This is a genomic window from Rhodococcus sp. WB9 (assembly GCF_007558985.1).
Classification (GTDB): Bacteria; Actinomycetota; Actinomycetes; order Mycobacteriales; family Mycobacteriaceae; genus Rhodococcus_F; species Rhodococcus_F opacus.
The window spans coordinates 6,640,033-6,654,104 of record NZ_CP041769.1; the positions used below are offsets into that span (position 1 = coordinate 6,640,033).

At 65.3% G+C, this 14,072-nt stretch carries 13 protein-coding genes; 5 read left to right on the forward strand and 8 right to left on the reverse strand.

The features are described from left to right. Nucleotides 1-7 precede the first annotated feature (7 nt). Nucleotides 8-634: a TetR family transcriptional regulator gene (locus FND50_RS30985; protein WP_144288244.1), complete on the forward strand. Its 627-nt coding sequence runs from the start codon at nt 8-10 to the stop codon at nt 632-634. Nucleotides 635-670: 36 nt separating this feature from the next. Here the strand turns inward: FND50_RS30985 and FND50_RS30990 are convergent, their stop codons facing one another. Beyond that, entirely contained in the window at nt 671-3,862 is a 3,192-nt protein-coding gene (locus tag FND50_RS30990; protein WP_144289206.1) for a type I restriction endonuclease subunit R, read from the reverse strand. Between the two features lie 335 nt (nt 3,863-4,197). Between FND50_RS30990 and FND50_RS30995 the strand changes: the two genes are divergently transcribed. Genes FND50_RS30995 through FND50_RS31005 form a run of 3 tightly spaced genes read left to right on the forward strand, consistent with a single transcriptional unit; the run spans nt 4,198 to nt 5,842 of the window. Further along, a complete protein-coding gene (locus FND50_RS30995; protein WP_144288245.1) occupies nt 4,198-4,710 on the forward strand; it encodes a hypothetical protein in 513 nt (170 codons plus the stop codon). A gap of 54 nt (nt 4,711-4,764) precedes the next feature. Next, on the forward strand, nt 4,765-5,109 hold the full coding sequence (locus FND50_RS31000; RefSeq protein ID WP_144288246.1) for a hypothetical protein: 345 nt from the start codon (nt 4,765-4,767) through the stop codon (nt 5,107-5,109). Nucleotides 5,110-5,155: 46 nt separating this feature from the next. Next, nucleotides 5,156-5,842, forward strand: coding sequence for a DUF4352 domain-containing protein (locus FND50_RS31005; RefSeq protein WP_144288247.1), 687 nt, complete (start codon nt 5,156-5,158; stop codon nt 5,840-5,842). 393 nt (nt 5,843-6,235) lie between these two features. On the opposite strand, the gene FND50_RS31010 is transcribed toward FND50_RS31005, so the two are convergent. The 4 genes from FND50_RS31010 to FND50_RS31025 form a co-directional block, all read right to left on the reverse strand. Next, entirely contained in the window at nt 6,236-6,442 is a 207-nt protein-coding gene (locus FND50_RS31010) for a hypothetical protein (RefSeq protein WP_144288248.1), read from the reverse strand. A gap of 485 nt (nt 6,443-6,927) precedes the next feature. After that, the gene (locus FND50_RS31015) at nt 6,928-7,263 is read right to left on the reverse strand and encodes a DUF86 domain-containing protein (RefSeq protein WP_144288249.1); all 336 of its coding nucleotides are present in this window, start codon (nt 7,261-7,263) and stop codon (nt 6,928-6,930) included. Continuing rightward, nucleotides 7,260-7,580, reverse strand: a complete 321-nt coding sequence (locus FND50_RS31020; protein ID WP_144288250.1) for a nucleotidyltransferase family protein — start codon at nt 7,578-7,580, stop codon at nt 7,260-7,262. Before FND50_RS31020 ends, FND50_RS31015 begins: the two co-directional genes overlap by 4 nt. A gap of 573 nt (nt 7,581-8,153) precedes the next feature. Further along, complete coding sequence (locus tag FND50_RS31025; protein WP_144288251.1) at nt 8,154-8,414, reverse strand: hypothetical protein; 261 nt, start codon at nt 8,412-8,414, stop codon at nt 8,154-8,156. A gap of 29 nt (nt 8,415-8,443) precedes the next feature. On the opposite strand from FND50_RS31025, the gene FND50_RS31030 reads away from it, so the two are divergent. After that, a complete protein-coding gene (locus tag FND50_RS31030; protein WP_186301174.1) occupies nt 8,444-9,787 on the forward strand; it encodes an RNase H family protein in 1,344 nt (447 codons plus the stop codon). Between the two features lie 21 nt (nt 9,788-9,808). On the opposite strand, the gene FND50_RS31035 is transcribed toward FND50_RS31030, so the two are convergent. The 3 genes from FND50_RS31035 to FND50_RS31045 all read right to left on the reverse strand — a co-directional run bounded on the left by FND50_RS31035 (nt 9,809) and on the right by FND50_RS31045 (nt 13,917). Next, nucleotides 9,809-10,999, reverse strand: coding sequence for a 4-hydroxybenzoate 3-monooxygenase (locus FND50_RS31035; RefSeq protein ID WP_144288253.1), 1,191 nt, complete (start codon nt 10,997-10,999; stop codon nt 9,809-9,811). Nucleotides 11,000-11,090: 91 nt separating this feature from the next. After that, nucleotides 11,091-11,828, reverse strand: a complete 738-nt coding sequence (locus FND50_RS31040) for an IclR family transcriptional regulator (RefSeq protein WP_005566317.1) — start codon at nt 11,826-11,828, stop codon at nt 11,091-11,093. Nucleotides 11,829-11,844: 16 nt separating this feature from the next. Next, entirely contained in the window at nt 11,845-13,917 is a 2,073-nt protein-coding gene (locus FND50_RS31045; RefSeq protein ID WP_144288254.1) for an acyltransferase family protein, read from the reverse strand. Nucleotides 13,918-14,072: the final 155 nt, after the last annotated feature.

Sequence of the window (14,072 nt, forward strand, 5' to 3'; positions counted from 1 at the left end):
CGAGGTCATGTCCGCAGACGACCGCACCGAGCGACAGAGTCGATACCGGCTGGCCGCGACGTCGCTGATGCGGGAGACCACCCTCGATGCGCTTCGGGAACTGCTGACTGAACGTCCCTGGCCGACAATCACCATGACCGACGTCGCGGTCGCCGCGGGGCTGAGCAGGCAGACGATCTACAAAGAGTTCCGATCGCGGCGCGGCCTGGCGGAGGGCTACGCACTTCGGCTGACCGACAGCCTCGTCACCGTCATCGAATCCGCTCTGTACGAGAACCCCGGCGACGCGACAACGGCGCTGCGGCACGGGTATGCGACGTTCTTCGAACTCAGCGGAGCCGATCCCCTGGTGATGTCTCTGCACCAGGGGAAGGCACCCGAAGATCTGCTGCGCCTGATCACGACGGACAGCAACATCATCATCCGACCCGCGGCCGAACGGCTCGCACAAACGCTGCAACGGTCGTGGGTGAACTCCTCCCCGGACGACGCGGACGTCATCGCGCACGCCATCGTCCGGCTCGCCCTGAGCTTCATCGCCAACCCACCCGCCGACACCGCGGCGGCGTCGGCGAACACCGCCCGGCTCTTCGCCCCGTTTGTTGCGGCTCCGCCACCCGTGAGTACTTGTTAACCGCCGCACGTTAACAAGTACTCACGGGTGCCCTTCCTACGCTGCGATCGTCGGAGCGAGAACTTCCATCTGCTCGAGGACCAGCTTGATCGCCTCGGGCTGCTTGTCCGGCGGATACTTGTGCTTGATGAGAAGACGCTTGATTTGTGAACGCAGCTTGGCCTTGACATCCTCGCGCAGAGTCCAGTCGGTCCGGACGTCGCGGCGCATTACCGCGACCAAATCGCGGGCGATGTCGGCGAGCTTGCCCGCGCCCTGTTCTTCGACCGCGGACTCGTTCTGGGCGACCGCGTCGTAGAACGCGAGTTCGTTCTCGTCCAGAGGGGGCGTGAACTTCTTCCCTCGGTCCGATTCCGCCACCACTTCCTTCGCGACCTCGACCAGCGCCGCGATCACTTCGGCGGAAGTGAGCTGGCTGTTGGTGTACTTCACCATAAGATCCTGCAACTTCTCGGAGAACGCACGCTGGCGGACGACGTTGTGTTTGGCCGCCTTGCGCGACTCCTCGTCGATGAGGCGCCTCAAGGCCTCGATCGCAAGGTTCGGGTTCTTCGCCTGCTTGGTCTTGTTGATGAAATCCACGTTGATGTCGGCAAGCTGCGGCTTCGGCATGCCGGCGGCGTCGTAGATGTCCAGAACCTCACCGGATTCGACGGAGGCAGCCATCAGCTGGCGCAGTGCCCGCCGGACGTCCTCCGGTACCGCCTCGCCGCGGGCGTGGCGCGCCTCGGCATCCCATTTGGCCATGTACACGCGCACTTCTTCGAAGAAGGCGGCGGTGGGTGCCTGCTCCCGCAGTTCCTCACGATTGCCGCAGATTGCCCACACACGGGACAGCTGGGACGAGAACTTGCGGAACCGAGCCGCGAGAGTTTCCTCCCCCTCTCCTACTTGGTTCTCGGGATTGCGAGGGTCGCGCAGGTGGTTGACCGTCGCGTTGGCGGCGTCGAAGTAGGCCCTGGGTCCCTTCACCGCCAACTTCGCGCGCCAGTCGAAACCGTGCAGCAGATTCTCGATCACGGTGATCAGGTCTTTGGCGGTGTCGATTGCCGCATCGATGTCGCGACCCAGCGGCTTCGATTTCTGATCCGACTCCGTGTACTCGGCGAGAGCAGCCGCGAGATTATCCGCGATCGGAGCGTACGCGACCAGTAATCCGTCTTCTTTTCCCCGGAAGGTTCGGTTGACGCGAGCAAGCGCCTGCATCAGGAGGGCACCCCTGAGCGGGCGGTCCAGGTACATGGTGTGCAGCGGAGGAGAGTCGTACCCGGTGAGCATCATGTCCTTGACGATGACGATCTCGAGTTCGTCGTCGACATCCTTGAGCCGCTTCTTGATCGTGGCGTTGGCGGAGTCCCGCCGTACGTGTGCACTGATCGGTGCAGTATCGGTCGCGTTACCTGAGTAGACCACTTTGATTCGGCCGGTCGCGAGGTCGTCGGAATGCCACTCGGGACGGAGCTTCACGATCTCGCTGTAGAGGTTGGCGCAGATCTCGCGGGTTGCACCGACGATCATCGCTTTGCCGGGTGCGGTCGGGTTGTCGTCGGAGGCGATGAAACCGCTCATGGCTTTCCGTCGAGTCTCCCAGTGCTCGACGATGTCCGCAGCGAGCTTCCGCACTCGGGCGGGCGCCCCGTAGACGGCGTTGACGACGGCGACGCTTTTCTCGATGCGATCACGGTCGGTGTCATCGAGGCCCTCGGTGGCGGCGTCGGCAGCAGCGTCGAGTTGTTCCTCGGTCAGCCCGTCGGTGAACGACACCTTGACGAGCCGGCTCTCGAAGTAGACCGGAACGGTGGCTCCGTCGGCCACAGCGCGCGTGAGGTCGTAGATGTCGATGTAGTCGCCGAACACCGCACGGGTATCTCGTTCTTCGAAGGAGATCGGCGTTCCGGTGAACGCGATAAGCGTTGCGTGCGGGAGTGCGTCCCGGAGGTGTCGGGCATAGCCGTCGAGGTTGTCGTAGTGGCTGCGGTGTGCCTCATCGACCACTACCACGATGTTCCTGCGCGACGACAGCAGTGGGTGGCTCTCGCCGGCGTCCTTTTCCTCCTTGGTCTTTCCGAACTTCTGGAGTGTGGTGAAGTAGATCCCGCCGGTGGTTCGTCCGGACAACTCCTGCCGGAGTTCTTCACGTTTCCGGATCTGCTGCGGCTGCTCGGGCAACAGCTGCGATCGCGCGAACGTCTCGTACAGCTGGCCGTCGAGTTCGTTTCGGTCGGTGATGACGACGATGGTCGGGTTCGCCAGTCGGGGGTGCCGGATCACCTGATTGGCGTACAGCTCCATTTCCATGGACTTGCCCGAACCCTGAGTGTGCCAGACGACGCCGGCCTTGCCGTTGCTCTCGACCGCGTGGACGGTCGATCCGATCGCCTTCGCGACCGCGAAGTACTGGTGCGGCTTCGCGATTCGTTTGACCAGACCGCCTTCGCCCTTGTCGAACGCGGTGAAGCCGCGCAGCAGCGCCAAAAAACGCCCCTGCGTGTACAAACCGTGCAGCGCGACGTCGAGTGGCGTCGAGTCGGGTGAGAGATCCTCGCGCTCGACCGGTTTTCCGTCGTCGTCCACGTTCCACGGCGCGAAGTGGTTGAACGCAGTGAACGGTGTTCCGTAGCGGGCAGTGATTCCATCGGAAACGAGACTGAAGACGGCGAACCGGAAAGCGAGGGGGAACTCGCGCACATAGGTTTCGAGCTGCGCATGCGCCTCGACGAGCCCGGCGTGCTCCCTGCCCGCTCGTTTCAATTCGATGATGCTGACCGGCATTCCGTTGAGGTAGAGCACGATGTCGAAGCGACGTCGGAAGTCGCCCTGGACGACGGTCACCTGGTTCACGGCCAGCCAGTCGTTGTCGTCGGCGTCGGCGGACAGCAGGCGGATGGTCGGCGTTACCTCGACACCCGAATCATCGACATAGCTGACCTTACGGAGCCCTCCGGTCAGGTACCCGTGAATCACCTCGTTCTCGGCGATTGCGTGGGTAGATCCTGCGGTGACGACGTGCGTCACGGCCTCGTCGACCACGTGAGGCGGCAGGTCGGGGTTGAACTTGGCGATCGCCGACCGCAGTCGCGGCACGATCAGCAACTCGTCCCAGGAGGCGCGCTCGCCTGTCCCGGGAGCGATCGCCGCGCCGTTTACCGGCTTCCAAGCGAGCTCGCCGAGAGTGTCGAGAGCCATGTGCTCCCAGGCGTCTTCGGACAGGCGGTGCGTGTCACTCATGCCGTGTACCTTTCCACGATCACAATTTAGGAGGTGGGAGGTCGACCCCCGACTTCGCCCCTCTGTAACGCGAATGTCTTCCATTTGATCGCCCATCGGCTGTTCCATCCCACTGTCTCCTCCTACTGGCAGTTGCGCGACGGCCTTCGACGTCCGACCGCACCCCTCGAGCAATCGGATCGATCCGTCTGCGACGTCATTGCCAGAAGGTAATCCGCGCGGAAGCGATACTTCTCTTCCAGTCTTGATATCCCCCCTTATCGACCACCCGCTGTGCCCGAGCAGGGTGCATGGTCAAGATTGGTTCCAACATCCCGAGGAGCCAGGAGATCGCCATGACCCACCCCACCGAGAGTGACCAGATACCGCTGTTCCCGAGTCCCGCCCCTGCGGAACAGACGCCGGCAACCCCTCCGAAGAAGAGGTTCTGGACCGGGTTCGTGGCAGGTGCAGGTTCCGCCGCACTCGTCGCCGGAATGGTGGGCGCGTCCGTCGCAATCGCGAATACCGCCGGCGAGCCCGACGTCTTCGACATCACAGGAATCATGACGGTGAACGGCGATATCAGCTATTCCAGCCTCACGGGCTTCGAGTGTGAGGGCGACGGCGGGTACTCCGACATGTCACCCACGGCCGCTGTGTCCGTCTCCGACGAGTCCGGAAAACTGCTCGCCAAGGGCAGCCTGACGGGAAGCACAAAGCTGTCCGACTCGTGCATGTTCGACTTCACCGTCACCGACGTGCCGCGCGGAAGCACGTTCTACGAAGTCGAGATCTCTCACCGCGGTGGGCTGTCCTACACAGAGGAAGAGGCCGAATCGGGTCTTTCTCTTTCACTTGGCGACTGACTGCCGCCGCCTCCATCTCTCAGTCAACCAATTCAAACATTCCCAGGAGAACTCATGAAGCGCACCCTTGCTGTTGTCGCAACCACCGCTGCGATCGTCTCCGGCCTCGGTGCCGGCCTCGCCACTGCCGCGCCTGCCACCTCGTTCGGGGACGGGCAGTACCGCGTCGGCGTCGATATCTACCCCGGGATCTATCACACCAACGGCAGCCGCTCCTGCTACTGGGAGCGCCAGTCCGGGCTCAGCGGCGATTTCGACGACATTATCGCCAACGACTTCGGCAGCGGTCCCCAGACCATCCAGATCATGCCCGGGGACGTGGCATTCAAGTCGAGCCGTTGCGGCACCTGGGTGATGCAGCCGCCGCCGGCGGCCGGGCCGTCGATCTTCGGTTCCTGACCCGGCGTCTGACGCCACCAACTGCCTCTCAGAAGGAGAGAATGCCATGACCCAGCCCCACGGGGGATTCCCCCAGCAGCCGATCCCACCGGCACAGGGATGGCAGCCGCCTCCCGGCCCACCGACCAAGAAGAAGTCGAAGAAGTGGCCGTTCGTCGTCGGCGCCGCAGTTGCGGTCTTCGCGATCATCGGAGTGAGCGGAGGCGGAGGTGACGACGACACGACCGCCACTTCCGCCGTGCCGACGTCCGTCGCGACGCCGGTCAGTGAGATCGCCGCTGCCGCGCCCGTCGCACCGGCCGAGAAGACTGCAGCCGCACCGGCACCCAAGGCCCTGCCCGGGATGAACGTGCCTGTTCGCGACGGAAAGTTCGAGTTCGTCGTCACCGACGTCGAGACTGGTCTGACGAGCATCGGCGACAATCCCTACCTCATGAAGCAGGCCCAGGGTCAGTTCGTGGTGGTGACGATGAGCGTGTTGAACACCTCGGGCGAGCCGAAGGGGCTCAGCCCCGACAACCAGGAGATGTACGACGCGCAGGGACGCAAGTTCACGTCCGATACGTCGGCTGCATTGAACCTCGACTCCGATGTGGCGATCTGGGACGAGATCAACCCCGGCAATACCGTCACGATCAAGGTGGTTTACGACATGCCCGCAGGCGCACAGCCGGCGGAGATGGAGTTGCACGACTCGATGTTCTCCGGTGGCGTCCGCGTCAAGCTGACCTAGTGAAGAGCGGTGCGTCCGATACGATTCGGACGCACCGCACTCGCACATGCGGAAAGGGAGGGGTGGGGCGATGACACGCGTACGGCTTCACACAGGAAATCCGACCCGCGACACCACGCCGCCGTGGGGTGCACGCGATGTCCTCGGTTCGAACCCGGAGTTCGTTCGAGGGAAGCCGCGCCCCAAGGTGGGACCGAAATGCGGATGGTGTGGAGCCGGCGTAAAGGCCGGACGAACAGACACGCCGGAGTACTGTGCGCGCTGCCGCGCGCTTCATCAAACGATTCAAAGAGCCAAGGACTACCTGGACCGACACGCCCTTCGTCCGCTGAGAGGTTCGGACGCCTCAGAGTCGGCCGAAGAACTCGACCATCGGCGCGCCGCACTGGGCGCTCAGAAGGCGTTGAACTCGATCAAGAAGCCATCCAAGAGTACGCCCGGGAATTCGGCGAGGAAGGCACCCAGGAAGGCCACATCGAAGCAGACGAAGGCGAAGAAGAACGGAAAGGCTGCGGAAACTTCGGGGGCCCGCGAAGCTCGCCTGGCCGCCGAGGTCGTCAGGCTCACCGACACCATTGCTGCAGAACTGTCGTCGCCCACACCTCTCACGCCCGAGCGAGCGCTCCGCATCGAGCGGCTGAAGACCCAAAAGCACAATCTCCTGCGCGGGATCGCGCAACGTCGGGCGCAAGCCCGCAAGACGCGATAGGACGATGCTCACGTGAGCCCATCAAAAAAGAACGCTTCCCCGGACGGTGTCGCTGAATTCATCGCCTTCATCGTCTTTGTCGGGTTCATCATCATCTCGATCGTCACGTCGTGCTCGTGAACTCGGCGGCTCAGACGCGGCCAGCACGCCGAAGCGACCCGCGGTGTTGCACACTCTGACCCATGCCGCATGGACGCAACACCGATCCCGAGGTCGTCGCCGAGACGAGGTCACGGATTCGCGAGCCACACGTGGCTCTGTTCAATGCGCCTTCGGACCGGAGTGCCGACACATCCGACGGGCGACGGGATAAAGCCTACAACCCCTGTCAGCGAGGGACCGCACGAGCGGACGTGGCAGCAGGCTCGCCGCAGATTCAATTGTCAAGTCTGTCGCGGATTCGCTCGACTGCCTCGCGCAGATGAGGCAAGTAATTGCTGACGATGCCTTCGACAATCGACTGATTCACCCGGAAGTACTCGTGGATCGCGAGGTTTCGAAATCCGGAGATCTTGTGCCATTCGATCTCCGGCGCCTCCGCCTTCGTTTCCGGATCCAGTCGATTGGCGGCCTCCCCGATGACTTCGAGTTGGCGCACGATGGCGTCGTACGCCATGTCGCGGTCGTCGCCCGACAGCTTTGGGTAGTACCGCATCACTGCCCCGATGGCGCCAAGAATATCCTCGAGTCGGTCGCGGTCTGCCCTGCTCACACGTCGACCATCTCGGTGCGCGCCGAATCGGAAACCGCGCCCTTCGCTACTCCACGCGCAACGACGTCCACCTTGGTCCCCAGCAGATCGGACAGTTCGTCGGCCAGTCCCAGCATCGAAACAACCTGCTCGTAGTCCGGAGCGTCGATACTGACCATCAAGTCGATGTCGCTCTCGGCACCTGCGTCACCTCGCGCGACGGACCCGAACAATTTGACATCGAATGCACCGTACTTCGCGAAGACCCGTCGCACCTCGTCGCGATGTGCGGTCAGGATCGCTCGCAGCCGTTCGCTGTGGGGGGTGGGTGCAACCATGTCGAGTCCTTCCGCTGCCGGCGCTCGCTTTCACGGTACCTTTCATCCGCGCGAGTGTGACGCCGTCTTCACCGCACTCGACGTGCCTTCGAACTGATGTGCCGTTCGCGTTGCCCCCGCGCCTCCGGCCCGTCGCAAATGGCGCGAAGCCGTGAGCTGCCCCAATGCCGCAATCCGCGCCAGCAGGTTTGCACCACTCTCAGCGCCGCTGCAGCCGCCGGAGGCATCTCATCCGGTTCAGACGGCCATCACGGGTGGCACCCAACCTCTGAACGAGGGGGGCGTGCGGCTCACCCGGCGGGTCGGTTGCCAATCGCGGGCATTCCTGGTGATTGCGTTGGGAAGGTGAATTGCTCGCGCAGATCGGTCAAGGATCCCGCCACATGCGCCGGGCTCGACTGTCGCGGCGCCACTTCGAATCTGAATCACGACCTCGTGGAGATCAAGAACGACCTCGAGAGGTTGGCCGACGCCAGCGGGAACCAACTCATGGGATAGGTAGAGCACCCTCCGTCCGACCAATGTCAATGCTGCACCGACACGAGCAGCCGGTCCCTGCGCAGTCGGGGCGAGCTATGCCCGCACCGCGGCAAGAAGCTCGCTCCTCCGTTCGTCCAATTCAGCGCAGCGCATGTCGATCGACGACGCGACGTCCTCCCAGAGCAGTCGTCCTGGCCATCCGAGGAAGGTTCTTGAGACGCTGCGATCCGGTCGGGCCGCCCACAACAGCAGCGCGGGTACCAGCGGCACTGCGAAAATGATGAGGATCGCGGCGAGCACCCACCACGAATCTGGCTGACTGAAGTCGATAGCGGAGCCCAGGACGACGGCCAAAGCTGGCACGGTCGGTTCTCGCCGGCGAGTTGCTGGCCATCGCACTGGCCATCACCGGATTCCCGGATCGCAAACTGCACATTCTCACCGACAGCCAGCGGGCTATCGCGTGCTTGGAAATGGAACGTCCCGAACTCATCACACGCTGCGACGGTGAGGTTCTTGCGATCGTCGAGGACATCCGGCACCGCCTCCGCGGTCGCGAAGTGCGGATCTCCTGGGTGAAAGGCCACTCGGGCCACCCCTTGAACGAGATCGCAGACCGTCTCGCCGTGTCGGTACGACGGAGCCACGAAGCCGACGTGCCCGAATCCACGCAGAGAGCGATCGCCGACAACATCGTGGAATCTCTCTGCCGAGCGCTCCGCCGCATGAAGAGGGGAATCATGACCGAGTGGACATCCACGTATCTCGACCTCGGCTTTCGCGGCCCGGATCCTTCCGGGCGAATGGAAGCCGAGATCAACGGACTCGAACTGATGGCGAGCTACACGCCGGGGAACCTCGTGTCCGTGATCGCAACCTGGTCCACCGAACACACGATGGGCTATCTCGAAATGACCTGCTCTGCAACGTGGGACGCGCGACACGTTTTGAACACGATCGGGCAGAATGTCGACGAGGTTGGCATGTCCCATGCGCTCGAGGAACTGCGGTTGCGATTCGGCATCACGTTGCGTGACGCGGAGCAGATGACAGAGCGGTCGATGACAGCCGGGAACTTCGGCCGATTCACCGTCGATACCCTTCCGAAGGTGCCGTCCGCCACGTATGGGCTGGAAGAGACCCTCGAGTATCGCGCGGCGGTACGTTGTGCACGAGAAAGCCGCGACGGCATCCTCGTCGGCTGGATCGCTACCGACCATCCCTGTCACGACGTGCGTGGTGCTGCACTGCAGAACGCTGCGTGCCCCGACTCGGCGAGACTGCAGGTGGCAGCCGAGGGCGACGCTGCGTGGATCCTTCTCCAGGACCGCGAGCTGCCCGCACCGATCTTCAAGCGAATGGTGAAGTCCGAGGCCGTTCGCTACCTCGAATCCGAACGCCCCGAACTGCACCACGACCTTCTTCTTGCGATGGCTCTGCATCCGACGTGCCCGGAGAACCTGGTTCCGGGACTCGTCGCCCACACTGCCCAGCGGCGCGGGCAGCGGCGCATTCACGTTGCGCAGCAGGCATGGTCGGCGGCACCTGATCGGCGCGATCTCATTCACACATTGCTGCTGCAGAAGTCGCGTCCGGGCAGGAGCACGAACCAGTTACTCGCCGCCGTTCTGGGTCCCGACACAACGCAGCACTCTGCGCGCATCATTTGGATTCAGCAGCACGGGGATTCGCGTGTAAGGCGCTTCGCACCCGTGAGTACTTGTTAACCGCCGCACGTTAACAAGTACTCACGGGCGGCGAAGCCGCAAAGGGGTGCCGACATAGTTCTCGGCGATGAGGGTGCGTCCGGCGACGGACCGGGTGACCATGTCGAGTTCGGCGACCTGCCGCTTGTGGCCGAATCCGGTGTCGTCGGGGAGTCGGTGCAGCATCGAGGACATCCACCAGGAGAAGTGCTGGGTCCGCCACACCCGCGGGAGGACGCTGTCGGTGTAACCCTCGAGCCCGGCCCGACTGCGGGTGGCGAAGTATTCGGCCATCGCCTGGGAGAGGAAGTACACGTCGGCGATCGCCAGGTTCATGCCCTTGGCGCCGGTGGGGGGCACGGTGTGGGCGGCGTCGCCGGCGAGGAAGAGGTTGCCGTGCTGCATGGGCTCGCACACGAAGCTGCGGAACTGCAGGATCGACTTCTGGAAGATCTTGCCGTCCTTGATCTCCGCGCCCTCGCCGTCGACGCGGGCATGCAGTTCCGACCAGATGCGGTCGTCGGACCAGTTGTCGACGGAGTCGTCCGGGTCGACCTGCAGGTAGTGCCGCTGGACCTCCGGGGTGCGGGTGCTGATGAGCGCGAAGCCGCGGGGGTGGTTGGCGTAGATCAGTTCCTCGGACGACGGCGGGGCCTCGGCGAGGATGCCGAACCAGGCGAACGGGTACTGGCGGAAGTGGTCGGTGCGCACGGTGGTCTCGGGGATGAGACCGCGGGTGGTGGTCCGCGAGCCGTCGCAGCCGGCGACGAGCGCGCAGGTGAGCGTCTGCTCGTTGCCGTCGGCGTCGAGGTAGGTGATCTTCGGGTTGTCGGTCGTGTGGTCATGAACCTGCACGTCGGAGACGCCGAAGCGGATGTCGCCGTCGTCTTCGAGACGCCGGGCGATGAGGTCCTTCAGGACCTCGTGCTGCGGGTAGACGGTGACGGCGCGGCCGTTCGTCAGTTCGTCGAAGTCGATGCGGTGGCCGCGGCCGCCGAACCGCAGTTCGATGCCGTGGTGGGTGAGTCCTTCACGCTTGACGCGGTCGCCGAGTCCGGTGTCGACCATCAGGTCGACGGTGTTCTGTTCGAGCACACCGGCCCGGATCGTTCCCTCCACCTCCTCGCGGGTGCGGCTTTCGAGCACGACGGAATCGATGCCCTTCAGGTGCAGGAGATGGGACAGCATCAGTCCTGCGGGACCCCCGCCGACGATCCCGACCTGTGTGTTCATGAGCAGACTCCTCGCGTAGTTCGTGACACCAGTCACTGTGCTGCCCGCCGTGTGATCGCAACACCCCCTCTTTCACTGAGTGAAAGACGAGCTACGCGACGCCGCGGGAAATGCCGCGCGCCGCCGCCCGCACCGCCGGGATCAGGGGCGCGGGATCCTTCTCCGCCGGAACCACGACGGACACCGCTGCCACCACCTCACCCGTCGACCGCGACACCGGCGCGGCCACGGCCAGCGTTCCGACGTTGAGGTGTTCGCGGCACGTGACCCAGCCGGTCCTGCGGATGTCGTCGAGGGTGCTGCGCAGGCGATGTTCGGTGGTGATGGTCGACGGCGTGAAGCGTTCGAGCCCCGCTGCGAGGACCTCGTCGAGGAGGTCCGTGCCGCCGAATGCCAACAGCACGAGACCGCCGCTCGACGCGTGCAGCGGCAACCGGCCCCCGGCTCTCCCGACGACGGTCACGGCACCGCGCGCCGACAGCCGTTCGATGTAGAGCGCCTCGAGATCTTCCCGGACCACGAGCTGGACGTTCTCCCGCGTCGCCTCGTACAGGTCCTCGAGGTACGGCAACGCCACCTGCCGCAATCCGTGGGCACGGGGCGCGAGCGCACCCAACTCCCACAGCCGCACCCCGATCTCGTAGTGCCCGTCGTCGACGCGTTCGAGGGCGCCGTTGCCGACCAGTTGGCGGCACAGCCGGTGCACCGTCGGCAGCGGCAGTCCGGTGCGCCGGCTCAGCTCCGACTGCGACAGGCGAGGGCGCTCCGAGGTGAACGAACCCAGCACCAGGAAGGCGCGTCCCAGCATGCTGCGGTCGTCTTCGGACATGCCGCCAGTATCCCGGTCACCACCAGCGGGTGGCCATGCCGATCTGCCGGTCGAGTTCGGGGACGAGGCTCCGGACGTACGTCGCCGAGAGGTGATGCGAATCGTGGTACACGAGGATGTTTCCCTGCACCGCACGGCAGATCGCCACGTCACACACGGCGTCCGTGAGGTCGAGCGGATGCACCGACGGCAGGTCGCGGGCCGCCTCGAGCGTCGGGTTGTCCGGGGCCAGCACGTCGTCCCGAGGCATCCCGCAACTGTCGGCGTCGCCGCCGTCGGCGAGGCAGTCGACGACCGAATACGGGACGCCGTCGTTGTGCAGCCACGGCGTGTCGCGGATGCCGAGGAACGGGAGCCCGAAATCCGCGAGCCGCGCCCAGAGGCCCACGTAGTCGTCGGGGGTGACGTCGCCGGCGCCCTCCTCGTTGGGACGCGAGGACGTCGAGAACACCCAGTCCGGTCGGTGATCACGGAGACGGTCGAGGACGTCGCGGGACCAGTCGCCGCAGTCGGGATACGGCTCGCCGGCGAGCAGCGGAACGTCCGCGACGGTCAGCGGGCACCCCATCTTGAGGTACGTCTCGACCCGGATGCCGCGCTGTTGCCCGATGCGATCGAGCGCGGGCACCCAGTGCTCGGCGTGGGAACTCCCCACCACGGCGATCGTCCGGTCGGCGGTGAGGTCGCCGTACATACAGGTGACGACGTCGCGGGTGCTCAGATCGGAGATGCAGCCGTCGAGGGTCGGCTGCGGAAGATCTCCCGACGCCTCGAGCAGGGTGGGCCGCATGTCCGTGCGCGGCGCGAACGCGCCGTCGGTCAGCGACGCCGCACCCGGGTACAGCCACGGGTCCAGCTCGCCGACCCGCGCGGTCGTCTCGGGGTTGCGGACGAGGTACGCGTGCCACCCGGACGCCGAGCCGACGACGGCGACGCCGAGCAACGCGACCAGCGCGGTAAGCACGCGTCCCGGACGGGCCCCGCCCTGGAACCGCGCTTCGACCAGCCGCTGGGTGAGCCACGCCAGCACCAGCGACACCAGGATGACCGCGAGCCCGCCGAGCGCTCCGACCGCGGGCCGCTCCCGCCACGTGAGGTAGAAGATGAGGATCGGCCAGTGCCACAGGTACAGCGAATAGGCCAGGCCACCGAGTTCGACGAACGGCCGGGACGCCAGCATCGTCACGATCCCCGGCTGCTCGGACTCGCCTACGCCCGCGAGGATCAGCGCCACCGCCGCGCCGACCGGGATCAGCGCCGCCGGGCCGGGGAACAGGGCGGCGCCGTCGATCAGGAATCCGCACCCGAGCACGACGGCGAATCCCGACACCGCGAGAACCACCCGCCACCCGCGCGGCAGGTCGACCCGGTGCACGACGAGCGCGAGCAGTGCGCCGGCGAGCAACTCCCACAGTCGCGCGAACGTGTCGAAGTACGCCCACGACTGCCGGTCCTGCGACAGCACGGCCGCGTAGGCGAACGACGCCACCAACCCGAGAACGAGGACACCGCCCAGCACGGGCCGGAGAAGGTCCGGTCGGCCGCGACGACGGCACGTCCACGCGATCCCGGCCACCACCGCGAGGGCGAGCAGATAGAACTGGCCCTGCACGGACATCGACCACAGGTGCTGGAGCGGACTGACCGACGCGTCGGCGGCGGCGTAGTCGGATGCCGTCCGGGCCAGCTGCCAGTTCTGCAGGTACAGCAGTGACGCGAGGAGTTGGTCCGCGATCCCCGACCACTGCGTGAACGGCCGCTGGATCACGGTCACGACCGCGGTCGCGGCCGACACCACCACGAGCGCGGGCAGCAGCCGGCGGGCGGTGCGCCGCAGGACGGCGGGTATCGACGGACCCGAGTCCGCCCCGGCGCGTCGCACGAGCATGCCCGTGAAGAAGAACCCGGAGAGGACCAGGAAGATGTCGACGCCGCCGGACACCCGCCCGAACCACACGTGATAGACCACGACCAGCGCGATCGCGATTCCGCGCAGACCGTCGAGGTCGTATCGGTAACCGCCCGCGGCCGACGGCGGCGCCGCGGCGTGGCTCGGACGGCTCGCAGCCACCTGGGGGTTGGGTCTCACAATCCGTCCTGGCTCATCGACTCGGTACCCGATCGATTATCCACACCGGGTTTACCAGTTCTTGACCAACCCGAGCGGGGCCGAATGCCGCATCGGTCCAGTCGGACGGCACCGGGTGACATTGGGCGAGCGCCCAGGATCGGCGGACCGCCGGG